Here is a 12,178-nt window from a genome sequence, read left to right on the forward strand (position 1 = left end):
ATATGGTGTGAAACTCAAAACTTTTTATCCTGAACCACATAATAAATAGACGATTGTATATTAATAAACACCTACGGATTAAGGGAATAAAAATGACAAATATAACCACCTACCGGCCGCATTGGGTACGTGAAGACTTTATTGACTTCATAGGTGAAAAAATACATCCGACCTGGGCACTAAAAAGAGTCAAAGCTGAGGTCATTAAGATCCAGGCAGTCAGTCCGGATTTTTTCAAGATTCAATTACGTCCAAACCGCAACTTTAAAGGACGACTGTTTCAAGCTGGCCAGCATATCGCGGTGACAGTAGCACTGGATGGGATTCACCATCAGCGTCATTATTCTATTGTGACAATTTTAACCAATGGTGATATTCTGATTGCAGTTCGACAGCAGGGCAAAGTATCACGTGCGCTGAGTCTGATGCAGCTGGGTGCGGTTATTGAGCTTTCTCAAGCTCAGGGTAATTTCACTTTGAGTGATTCTGACAGACCTTTGTTGTTTTTGGCCTCTGGCAGTGGCATTACCGCAATTTATTCACTTTTGCAAAAAGCCGTAGTGCAGTCACTCGAACCAATCGACCTGATTTATTTTACCCGTGACAATGCTTTTCATGCCGAGCTCAAAACGCTGGCTTTGATGCATCCCAACTTCGAATATCATCATTTTAATACCATCGAACATGCACAGCATTTGAATCAGACTTTGCTACGAAAGCGAGTGCCTGATTTTGAAAAACGTGAAATCTATGCTTGTGGTTCAGCCAGCATGATGAAAGCAGCACTTAGAATAGTAGCTAAATTTGATCTCCAGCCGCATTTTCATACTGAATACTTCCAGCTGATCACGGATAAAAAAGTAAAGGCACAGCCAGTAGAATTTTTAAGGTCTCAACAAGTATTTCAAGCTGAGTCAAATTTGCTGGAAAGTGCAGAACAGGCCGGGCTTAAGCCTGCACATGGGTGTCGTAGGGGCATTTGTAATACCTGCTCCTGTACTAAAGTGAGTGGTTCGGTACGCAATCTATTAACCGGTGAACTTGATCACGCTCACAATACCCAGATTAAACTTTGTATTTCACAGGCGGTTAGTCCTGTGGTGATTAACTTATAACCACAATTAAACAAATAAATAAAAAGGTCTATTCATGAATCTATCGGTTAATTTTAACAAACACAGCAAATCCCAATTTCTCAGTCTTGAACAGGTTGAAGAGTTTGGGGGCAAGGTGGATGCAATCCGCCGTCAGGTCATGGATGACTTGGGTGAAAAAGACGCAGAATATATTTATAAATCCGGAATTTTATCCGTTATAGCGAAATTACTTCGCGTGGCATGTTGATGTTGGCTGGATGGTTGCCACCCGTGTGGCTATTAGGCACGGGTTTATTGGGTATTTCCAAAATTGTGGAGAATATGGAGCTGGGCCATAATGTCATGCATGGTCAGTTCGACTGGATGAACGATCCGAGCTTGAATGGTGCCAATTATGACTGGGATACCATTGCGACCGGAGATGACTGGAAGTATACCCATAATTATATGCATCATACGTATACCAATATCGTCGGGATGGATCATGATGTAGGTTATGGCCTGATTCGTGTCAGTGAATCCCAGAAATGGGAACCACGTTTCCTGTTTAATATTCCAGTGGCAATGCAACTGATGGTCTTTTTTGAATGGTATGTGGGGGTGCAGCGTCTACATCTGGAAGAGGTGATTGTCTATAAAACCAAAACTTGGACACAGGTATGGGAAGAAGCTGCGCCCCTACGCCAGAAAATGCGCCGTCAAATCGTGAAAGATTATGTATTTTTTCCGCTGATTGCTGGGCCGAATGCGCTTCCTGTTTTTACCGGAAATGCTGTCGCCAATATCATTCGTAACTTATGGGCCTCAGCGGTCATTTTTAATGGTCACTTTACCGAAGATGCAGAAACCTTTGAATTTGAAATGGATAGTGTCGAGAAGGAAACCTGGGCTGAATGGTATTTACGCCAGATCCGGGGATCTAGTAATTTTAGCGGTGCTGCCTGGTTGCATATATTAAGTGGTAATTTGAGCCATCAAATTGAGCATCACTTATTCCCCGATATGCCTGCCAATCGCTATGCCGAAGTTGCTCCGAAAATTAAAGCGCTCTGTGCAGAATATGGGATTCATTATAATGAAGCCAGCTTTATTAAACAGTTTTCAACGGTTTGGATCGGTCTGGCAAAATGCTCGCTGCCTCAGGAGTGGAATAAGCAGATGGTAGAAAAAATCCAGACTCTGAAATCAGGCTGGAATGATTTAAAGAATAAACTGATCAAATAATTTAGATACTTTTACTGCTTATCCCTCTGGATACTCCTCAATAGATTTGGATGGTTTATTGAGGATTTTTTTCATTAGAATTGGAGATTAAGACTAGGGCTATCAATTATAGTTTATCAATCATAGTTATCACGCCAAACTTAAAGTTCTCGTATGGGCAGAGAAGCTCTATCAAGTTCTGCGCCAAGATTCAGCATCTCGCTCTAATACCATCAATCGTGTAATTAATACTTTAGGTTGAAAGCTGACAGTTCAAAATACTTAAAATTAGTAAAAATGGCAGCTACATGCTCCGTTTTTTTGAATTCGCATAACAGCCACGATGTGCAATAGGCTAGCTAGTAGCCAAGAGTTAATCTTTACTTTTTAGTGGGTAGGTCAGCTTAGATCACAACTAAATACTTTTAACTCACTAAACGTAGTAGTGCTGCAAAATCTTCTACATAATAATCAGCTTTGGCTTTAATCAAGTCGATTTCATGAGCAGAATATTGATCATAAATTGCGATGACATCAATACCGGCTTGATTGGCAGCTTCAACACCTACCAAAGAATCTTCAATAATTACACAGTCCTGAGCAGAAAGTTTAAAATGCTTGAGTGCATTCAAATAGACTTCTGGATGCGGCTTAATATTCTCGACATTTTCTCGCGTCCAGATCATAGAAAAATCATGTTCAAAACTAAGTTTGCGATTAATATTCTGATTATTTTCCTGATAGCGCTGAATATTGGATAAGCTGGTAGTTGTGGTTAGCGCGATATGTAGACCTTGCTGTTTCAGGGCAGAAATCAAGGTTTCTGCATGCGGTTTCAGCTCAATCACGTGGTCAAGAAAATGCTGTGAAATATGATAACGGCGTGACTTTACCTCTTCTTTACTAAGATTAAAGCCATAAAGTTCTCTTAAATAACCACAATATTCCAGATAAGGATCAAGCGAATGTTTAAAGGCTTTCAGTTGTCGAGCGCGTTGCTGCTGAATTTGGCTTAAACCGACCTGCATATGAGAAAGTTCCTGAATCAGGGCAGCATCCACCTGATTCCAGATGCCGACAGAATCAATCAGAGTGCCATCCAAATCAAAGCATACCAGCTTTTTACCTTGGAACATTTGACGTTTCCCCCAATTTTTTACAGCTTATTGTGTGTGGCAGAGTATATAACAGGAGTCCTGATTTTTTTGATCGCCTCAAAAAAATCCAGCCTGGCTATTTTTAAAAAAATATTAAAAAAATTAGCAGAGGGAAAAGTGTTTTTTTACTTGCCTTCGCATTGGAATGGAGGGTATGGCGGGTGTAAAAGTGTTATATTTCGATAATGGCAGTGGATAAAACAATATGGATAATTCGCATGCCAAATGATGCAAAAGTAAAAGGGAATATGTTGTTGTGTTTGAACTTGACTGTAAATTACTCAGTATTTTTTATTATGTGTATAAATTCAAAAATGTCTCACAGGCAGCCGAACATCTGGAAATGAGCCAGCCAGCGGTCAGCAATTTACTCAATAAAGTTCGCCAGCATTATAGTGACCCCCTGTTTCTGCGTATTGGCAATGAAATGCTACCGACCGAGTTGTCTAAACAGCTGTTTCCTTTGGTTAGTGAAGCACTGAGTAAAGTGGAGGCCATCAATAATTTTACCATTGATTTTGATCAGGCCACTTCGCAGCAACAGTTTACGCTGGCCATGACCGATGTATCACATCTGGTACTCTTGCCAAAAATTTCCCAATATCTCAAACAGCATGCTTCTCATATCCGGCTGAATGTACGCCCCATTACTTCAGAAACCAGTTATCAGATGGCCAATGGCGAAATTGATCTGGCTTTGGGTTTTTTGCCTAATTTTGAAAATGGTTTTTATCAGCAGAAGCTGTTTGAACAATACTATGTGGTGATTGCAGCCAAAGACCATCCACGGCTAACGGGTGAGACCCTGACCACGGAAGAGTATTTACATGAAACTCATATTGATATTGATGCAGGCATGGGGCATTACCATATTGAAAATGAGTTACTCCGCCTGGAGTTAAAACGTGATATTTTGATGCGTTTGCCGAGCTACTTAGGGGTGGGTCTGGTGGTACAAGAGACTGATGCCATTGCAACCGTGCCGTATTATTTAAGTGAAGTACTCTTGTCTCGCGGTAATTTGAAAACTTTTAATGCGCCCATTGCTTTTCCGACCTATTCAGTAAAACAGTATTGGCATGCTTCTTGTCATCATAAGATTAGCCATCAGTGGTTGCGTCATACTTTCTATGAAATTTTAAGTAAATAGTTTTTTTAATTTCAATAACTGGATAAAGACCAGACAACGGACGGGGGTGATTACGCACAGTGTATAGGAGCAGATGAATCATCAGATCACTCATTTCCCGGATGATTTGCCCTGCGAACAGGTGAATAAGGAATCAAGCTCTTTTAAATCGGGCAGAAATTCAGACAAATATTATCAATTTCATAAAATAATTCTATAATAGCGTCCATTCGGGTCAGGGTTCATCTAAACCAGAGATGCAGATGTCTCATGCTGACCATTTTCTATTTTTCATTCAAGTTCTCCTCTGTGATCCGGCTTGTATATTCAGATTTAGCATCTTATTTGTCCATGACGGCACATAAGAATATTAGGTATCCACATGGAAATTAAGGTCAATTATCTCAATAATCTTCGCCAGGAAGCCAAGTTTGATGACTTCACGGTAATCGCTGATCAGCCGATCCGTTATAAGGGTGATGGCTCAGCGCCGGGTCCATTCGATTATTTCCTGGCCTCATCGGCACTTTGTGCTGCTTATTTTGTGAAAGTGTACTGCGCGGCGCGGAATATTCCGACTGACAATATCCGCCTGTCACAGAACAATATTGTCGATCCGGAAAACCGCTATAAACAGATTTTTAAAATTCAGATTGAACTGCCAACCGATATTTCTGACAAAGATCGTCAAGGCATTTTGCGTTCAATTGACCGCTGTACGGTAAAAAAGGTCATTCAAACCGGCCCTGAATTTATCATTGAAGAAGTGGAAAGCATTGATGCCGATGCTCAAGCCTTATTGATGCCAAGTCTGGCTTCTGACCATACGACGTTCATTGCGGGTAAAGACCTGCCGCTGGAAGAAACCATTGCCAATATGTCTGCCATTCTGGCCGGTCTGGGCATGAAGATTGAAATTGCCTCTTGGCGTAATATTGTGCCGAATGTCTGGTCATTGCATATTCGTGATGCGCAGTCGCCAATGTGCTTTACCAATGGTAAGGGATCGACCAAGGAAAGCGCACTGGCGTCAGCATTGGGTGAGTTCATTGAACGTCTCAACTGTAACTTTTTCTACAATGACCAGTTCTGGGGTGAGGAAATTGCCAATGCCGAATTTGTGCATTATCCCGACGAGAAGTGGTTCCAGCCAGGTCCGAATGGCGAACTACCTGTAGAAATTTTAGATGAACATACCCGTGAAATTTATGATCCTGAAGATGAGCTTTTAGGCATCCATCTTTATGATACCAACTCCGGGAATATGGCACGTGGTATCTGTTCATTGCCATTTGTGCGACAGTCTGATGGTGAAACCGTATATTTTCCATCCAATCTGATTGAAAACCTGTATTTAAGTAATGGTATGAGTGCAGGCAATACCTTGGCTGAAGCTCAAGTTCAGTGTCTGTCTGAAATCTTTGAACGTGCGGTTAAACGTGAAATTCTGCAAGGGGAATTGGCCCTGCCGGATGTGCCGGAACATGTATTGGCAAAATATCCAAAAATTGTGGCAGGTATTCAAGCTTTAGAGGAACAAGGTTTTCCGGTACTGGTAAAAGATGCGTCTTTAGGCGGTCAGTTCCCGGTAATGAGTGTGACCTTGATGAATCCGCGCACGGGTGGGGTATTTGCTTCATTTGGGGCTCATCCAAACTTTGAAGTAGCTTTAGAACGTAGCCTGACCGAGCTATTACAAGGCCGTAGTTTTGAAGGCTTAAATGATCTGCCACAACCCACTTTCAGCAGCAATGCCGTGACTGAGCCAAATAACTTTGTCGAGCATTTTATTGACTCCAGCGGTGTAGTGTCTTGGCGTTTCTTTAGTGCAAAGTCAGATTATGATTTTGTCGAATGGGACTTTACCAATAATGGCCAAAACTCGAATGCGGATGAAGCCCAGGCATTATTCAGCATTCTGGAAGATATGGGTCATGAAGTCTATATGGCCATCTACCAGCATCTTGGTGCAACGGCTTGTCGCATTCTGGTGCCGGGTTATTCGGAAGTGTATCTGGTTGAAGATCTGGTTTGGGATAATACCAACAAGGCCTTGCAGTACCGTGAAGACATTCTCAACCTGCATCGTCTGGATAATGAACAACTGGAGGTGCTAGTAGAGCGTCTGGAAGAGTGTGAACTGGATGACTATACCGAAATCCGCACCTTAATCGGGATTGAGTTTGATGAAAATACCGAATGGGGCCAGTTAACGATTCTGGAACTGAAATTGCTGATTTATCTGGCGCTACAGCAGTTTGAAGAAGCCAAAGATCTGGTGGAGCAGTTCCTGCAATACAATACCAATACGGTTGAACGCGGCCTGTTCTACCAGTGCATGAATGTGGTGCTTGAAGTTATTCTCGATGATGAACTAGAACTGGAAGACTACGCCTATAACTTCCGCCGTATGTTTGGTGATGCCCATATGGATGCAGTTATGAGTTCAGTCGAGGGTACAGTACGTTTCCATGGCCTAAGCGAAACCAATATGCAGCTTAAAGGACTGGATCGTCATTTACGTCTGATCGAAAGTTACAAAAAACTGCATGCAGCCCGTGCCAAGTTTGTAGCGAGTTAAATCATGAATCTTGAAAATGGTTTAGGGGGGCGCGCTAAGCCATTTTTTGAGCGTCATCCATAGCGGTTGAAAGCATGTTTTGTGATTTATTAATCCCAGCTCCCTGGGGAACTGGGATTACCTAAAAAATTAAAGTGAAGTGTTAACAATAACGGCTTCAAGGTTGGGTATATGAATAAAAGGAACATGCCTTTTATTCACCAGAATTACCTTACATATTCGGATAATTCGGACCACCGCCACCTTCCGGTGTTACCCAGGTGATATTCTGGGATGGATCTTTGATGTCACAGGTCTTGCAGTGTACACAGTTGGCTGCATTAATCTGGAAGCGTTTTGAACCATCATCATTTTCCATGATTTCATACACACCCGCCGGGCAGTAACGCTGTGCAGGCTCATCCCATTTCGGCAGGTTGACTTCTACCGGAATTGAAGCATCGGTCAGCTTTAAATGCGCAGGCTGGTTTTCTTCATGCACGGTATTCGATACAAACACTGAAGACAGACGGTCAAACGTCAGCTTGCCATCCGGTTTTGGATAGTTCGGCTTGAAGTTCACTGCATCAACAGTTTTCAGCGTCTTAAAGTCGGGCACCAGGTCATGTAAAGTGAAGGGTACTTTAAACACGTTCTGGTCAATAAAGTTAAAGGCGCCCCCCATCCATTGACCGAACTTGTGCATTGCCGGGCCAAAGTTACGCGCATTGTAGAGTTCTTCTTTCAGCCAGCTGTTGTTGAACTTCTCGGTATAGGCAGTCAGCTCTTTGATGAAGAAATCTTCACCTTCGCTCACACGGGCAATCGCCAGATCACCACCTTTTTCTACACCGGCCTGGATTGCTTCAAATACCGCTTCACCGCAAAGCATGCCGGATTTCATTGCCGTATGTGAGCCTTTGATCTTGGCAAAGTTCAGGAAGCCTGCATCATCACCAATTAAAGAGCCGCCCGGGAAAGTGAATTTCGGCAGCGAGTTAAAACCGCCTTTGGTCACAGCTCGTGCACCATACGAAATCCGCTTGCCACCTTCCAGATACTGTTTGATTAAAGGATGGGTTTTCCAGCGCTGCATTTCCATAAATGGATACATATGCGGATTGGTATAGGACAGATCCACGATCATGCCCAAAGTTACCTGATTGTTTTCAGCATGGTATAACCACCAGCCGCCTGAAGAACCGGTTTCATTTAAAGGCCAGCCGGCCCCGTGCATCACCAGACCTGGCTTATGTTTGGCCGGATCAATTTCCCAAAGCTCTTTAATGCCGATCCCGTAGTGCTGTGGATCAGCATCTTTATCCAGATTGAATTTTTGAATCAGGCGTTTACCTAAATGGCCACGGCAGCCTTCAGCAAAGATGGTGTATTTGGCATGCAGCTCATAGCCCGGGGTAAAGTTATGCGTCGGTTCGCCGTCTTTGCCAATGCCCATATCACCGGTTTGAATACCTTTGACCGTGCCATCTTCATGGTAGAGAATTTCAGCAGCTGCAAAGCCCGGGAAAATGGAGACTTCCAGCTCTTCGGCTTTCTGGCCTAACCAGCGCACCACGTTGCCGAGGGAAATGACATAGTTGCCATCATTATGCATGGTTTTTGGCACCATCCAGTGCGGAGCCTGTTTGGAGGTGGTTTCAGACAGCAGGAAGAACGTCTTGTCTTCAGTGACGGGCACATGAAGAGGCGCTCCCTGTTCTTTCCAGTCAGGGAAGAGTTCATTGATGGCACGAGGTTCGATAATTGCACCGGACAGGATGTGGGCACCGACTTCGGAGCCTTTCTCTACGACACAAACGGATAGATCGTTCAGGTTGTTTTCAATTGCAAGTTGACGGATTTTAATTGCCGCAGAAAGACCCGCAGGGCCTGCACCTACGATGACTACGTCAAATTCCATCGACTCTCGAGTAATATCTTCCATAATCTAAAACCTAAGGTTGTTATACGATAATGATGCTTGCACACTGTCCAGACTATAATTTAGTAAAGCTTTATTTTATAAAGCAAAGAAGTGAAACAAGCTGCTTCCACAAAACAAATTTCATAATCAAAAAAAATAGCGGTTAGATCTGTAACAAAATAGAGAATGAGGCGGTATCATTCTCTATTTCAGACCCAATAACTCAAATATTATTCAAGCTTAACGCAATATTATTAACCATATGAATGAGGCGAGGGCCAATTTCATTCTCCAGCTTTTCCTGATCCAGAATGTAGCTTGGAGCACCACAGTTAAAGGTTAAAATGCCATGTTTAGGGTGAATCAGAGGAACCGCGACAGAATTCACATCTTTGGTCCAGTCACCGATAGAAAGACAATAGCCATAGTCCTGATAATCGCGAATCGCCCGTTCCAGATTACGTTTAATGGTCGGCCACTGATCTTCATTGCGCTTTTTAATGGCATCAAATAAATACTCACGTTCTTTTACCTCCATTGCCGCAAGACAGGCACGTCCCATGGCACTGCTATGGATCGGTAAAGTTGAACCGACTGGACGGCGCATGGTTAACGTAGAATCGGTATAAATCACTTCCAGATAAATCATATTCAGACGGTCACGGGTCGCCATGGCAACTGGAGCCTGTGCATAGCGTGACATTTCTTCCATAAATGGATAAGCCTGAGTACGCGCAGAAATATTACTAAGCGCAGCATAACCCAAGGCGAGAACACCTACATCCAGCAGATACTTGGTGGTATTTGGCAGTTGTTTTAGATAACCTAAAGAAACCAGAGTGCTGGTAATCCGGGCCACGGTTGGTTTAGGCAGATTGGTCAGCTGAGCAATTTCCTGGTTACCCAGTAATTGATTGGTTGCGGAAAAACATCTTAAAATCTCTAGCCCACGTGCAATAGATGCAATGAATTGTGGATTATTTTCTCGATGAATATGTGAAATCGGATCTAAGCGGATTTCATCAAAGTTGGGAGTTTCGCCAGTTTTATTTTTTGTCATAGTCACAGCAATTGAAATAAAATTAATGAATATAATAGCAACTAAATTTCACCATACAAAATAAAACACTTCCATTAAAGGTAGAATGCCTTAAAAATACCAAAATCTATCTGTAGGTGTACCAATTGCTACTATCAAAATAAAGACAATATAAAATCATCTGTTTAAATTTAAAGATAAGTATTAAAAAATAAGATTAAGCGCGCCTTTGTACCTCTCTACAACACTGGAATGGGGCAAAATAGTCCAGTTTCACGGTCCTTGTGGTCATAGTATTATTTCACTCGATCAGTATTTGTTAAACCCTATGTTGAATAAAATAAAAATACAACTAATCAGCCAATTAAGAATATCCTTTTTCAACACAGGAAAATATTCTTTTATGATCATTCAGTTGGTTTTAATTTAAGTATTGAATCGATATCGAATGATCTGAGTCTACCGTCCCAACCTATCCACACTTAGAAATATTTCGCATTGTGAAACTTAATTCTAAGTAAAAAAACAGTTTAAATCTATAAAAATTTCATTTTTTGCTTAAAAAATAATTTTTTTCATAATTAAGCTTGCTCAAACAACTTTTTTATGGTTATTTATTTCGCAATGCGAAACAAAAATAAGGGTAAAGGAATTTACTCACATTATATGATAGGGAGAACTCCATGATTCGTGATCCAGAAATGCTTGATCAGCTTTTATCAACCATTCGCAATTTTGTTAAAAATGAACTTATGCCACTTGAGCATGAAGTTGAAGAGAATAATGCCATCCCTGAGCATATTGTGGAGCAAATGAAAGAACTCGGCCTATTTGGTCTAACCATTCCAGAAGAATACGGTGGCTTAGGCATTACCATGGAAGAAGAAATTCTGGTGGCGATGGAACTGGGCCAAACTTCTGCCGCTTTCCGCTCTTTAATTGGCACCAATAATGGTATTGGTTCAAGCGGTATTATTATTGATGGTACGGAAAAGCAGAAACAGAAGTATTTACCACGTTATGCAACCGGCGAAATCATTGGTTCTTTTTGTCTGACTGAGCCTGATTCGGGTTCAGATGCAGCATCTTTAAAAACCAGTGCGGTTAAAGAGGGTGATTACTACGTTTTAAATGGAACCAAACGTTTTATTACCAATGCACCGCGTGCAAACACTTTCACAGTCATGGCGCGTACCAATCCTGAAATTAAAGGGGCCAGTGGTATTTCAGCTTTCTTGGTGGAAGCAGGCACACCCGGGCTAAGCCTAGGCAAAATTGATAAAAAAATGGGTCAGCATGGTTCATATACCTGTGATGTTATTTTTGATAACTGCAAGGTACATCAAGACCAGCTGATTGGCGGTGTAGAAGGCATTGGCTTTAAAACTGCAATGCGCGTATTAGATAAAGGCCGTTTGCATATTGCTGGCTATAGCGTGGGTATGGCAGAACGTATGCTTGAAGATGCTCTCAATTATGCAGTTGAACGCAAGCAGTTTGGCCAATCAATTGCCAACTTCCAGCTCATCCAGGGCATGCTGGCAGATTCTAAAGCTGAGATTTATGCAGCGAAATGTATGGTTCTAGATGCGGCTCGTCTGCGTGATGAAGGCAAAAATGTGACCACTGAATCTTCATGCGCAAAAATGTTTGCCACTGAAATGTGTGGTCGTGTAGCGGATCGCTGTCTGCAAATTCATGGCGGCGCGGGCTATATCAGTGAATATTCAATTGAACGCTTCTACCGCGATGTACGCCTGTTCCGTTTATATGAAGGAACGACTCAAATCCAGCAAATCATTATCGCACGTGAAATGATTAAACAAGCGACCGCTTAAGCAGCAGATTTTGGAATATTGGACATATTGAAATGAGCACAAGAACTAGATTTGACTGGCAGGATCCATTTTTACTGGAACAGCAGTTGACTGAAGAAGAACGTATGATTCGGGACAGCGCACAGGCTTATTGTCAAGACAAGCTGATGCCGCGTGTGCTCGAGCAGTTCCGTCATGAAAAAACCGATCCGGCTATTTTTCGTGAGATGGGCGAGCTTGGTCTGTTGGGTC

At 42.3% G+C, this 12,178-nt stretch carries 8 protein-coding genes and 1 pseudogene; 6 read left to right on the forward strand and 3 right to left on the reverse strand.

The features are described 5' to 3' along the window. Positions 1–92: 92 nt before the first annotated feature. Together E2K52_RS02440 and E2K52_RS02445 are read left to right on the forward strand one after the other, a co-directional pair. Complete coding sequence (locus tag E2K52_RS02440; protein ID WP_151203417.1) at positions 93–1,115, forward strand: flavin reductase family protein; 1,023 nt, start codon at positions 93–95, stop codon at positions 1,113–1,115. Positions 1,116–1,149: 34 nt separating this feature from the next. After that, positions 1,150–2,321, forward strand: a pseudogene (locus E2K52_RS02445) (fatty acid desaturase family protein). A gap of 404 nt (positions 2,322–2,725) precedes the next feature. Here the strand turns inward: E2K52_RS02445 and E2K52_RS02450 are convergent. Next, entirely contained in the window at positions 2,726–3,436 is a 711-nt protein-coding gene (locus E2K52_RS02450; protein ID WP_151203418.1) for an HAD family hydrolase, read from the reverse strand. A gap of 277 nt (positions 3,437–3,713) precedes the next feature. Between E2K52_RS02450 and E2K52_RS02455 the strand changes: the two genes are divergently transcribed. Further along, positions 3,714–4,607, forward strand: coding sequence for a LysR family transcriptional regulator (locus E2K52_RS02455; protein ID WP_151203419.1), 894 nt, complete (start codon positions 3,714–3,716; stop codon positions 4,605–4,607). 361 nt (positions 4,608–4,968) lie between these two features. Continuing rightward, positions 4,969–7,167 (forward strand): OsmC domain/YcaO domain-containing protein, encoded by a 2,199-nt coding sequence (locus E2K52_RS02460; protein ID WP_151203420.1) that lies wholly within the window; start codon positions 4,969–4,971, stop codon positions 7,165–7,167. A 211-nt stretch (positions 7,168–7,378) separates the two neighbouring features. Here E2K52_RS02460 and E2K52_RS02465 read toward each other — a convergent pair whose 3' ends face one another. Beyond that, positions 7,379–9,091 (reverse strand): electron transfer flavoprotein-ubiquinone oxidoreductase, encoded by a 1,713-nt coding sequence (locus E2K52_RS02465; protein ID WP_151203421.1) that lies wholly within the window; start codon positions 9,089–9,091, stop codon positions 7,379–7,381. A 202-nt stretch (positions 9,092–9,293) separates the two neighbouring features. Beyond that, a complete protein-coding gene (locus E2K52_RS02470) occupies positions 9,294–10,130 on the reverse strand; it encodes an IclR family transcriptional regulator (RefSeq protein WP_151203422.1) in 837 nt (278 codons plus the stop codon). A 662-nt stretch (positions 10,131–10,792) separates the two neighbouring features. Between E2K52_RS02470 and E2K52_RS02475 the strand changes: the two genes are divergently transcribed. Continuing rightward, positions 10,793–11,947 (forward strand): acyl-CoA dehydrogenase family protein, encoded by a 1,155-nt coding sequence (locus tag E2K52_RS02475; protein WP_151203423.1) that lies wholly within the window; start codon positions 10,793–10,795, stop codon positions 11,945–11,947. 32 nt (positions 11,948–11,979) lie between these two features. After that, the coding region (locus tag E2K52_RS02480; RefSeq protein WP_171478787.1) for an acyl-CoA dehydrogenase family protein at positions 11,980–12,178 on the forward strand (199 nt) is incomplete at its 3' end.

Origin of the sequence: Acinetobacter sp. RF14B, assembly GCF_006864105.1 — a bacterium.
GTDB lineage: Bacteria > Pseudomonadota > Gammaproteobacteria > Pseudomonadales > Moraxellaceae > Acinetobacter > Acinetobacter lwoffii_C.